The organism is Bradyrhizobium sp. Kon58 (assembly GCF_055807455.1).
This window is the reverse complement of the sequence record NZ_JBVVOT010000324.1, coordinates 1-301: the sequence shown is the minus strand read 5'-3', so window position 1 is coordinate 301 and position 301 is coordinate 1. Positions and strand designations below refer to the sequence as shown.

1 protein-coding gene is annotated in these 301 nt (G+C 68.8%); it reads left to right on the top strand.

What is annotated here, in order from left to right:
* Positions 1 to 301: DUF1120 domain-containing protein (locus tag AC0L20_RS40635; RefSeq protein WP_473295766.1), on the top strand; the 301-nt coding region annotated here is incomplete at both ends.

Below are 301 nucleotides of genomic sequence, written 5' to 3'. Positions count from 1 at the left end.
CCGGTCGAACAGGGTGCGGTGCTCACCGGAAAAACCCTGTCGCTGCAACTGACCCTGCGCGCCTGGGCCGACAGCGCAGCGACACACGTGCAGGACGCCGCCACCTGGGAAGTCTCCGGCACCTTCCACGGCCCCCGCAGCGCACGTTATCGGGAACTGACGCTGCGCGCGCACTTTGCGCCCATCGCCTGCCTGCCGACGTTATCCGACCACGGCGTGGTGGACTACGCCACGTTGTATGCCAAGGACCTCAACGCCACCACGGACACCCCGCTGCCCACCCGCACCCTGCGCCTGAGCG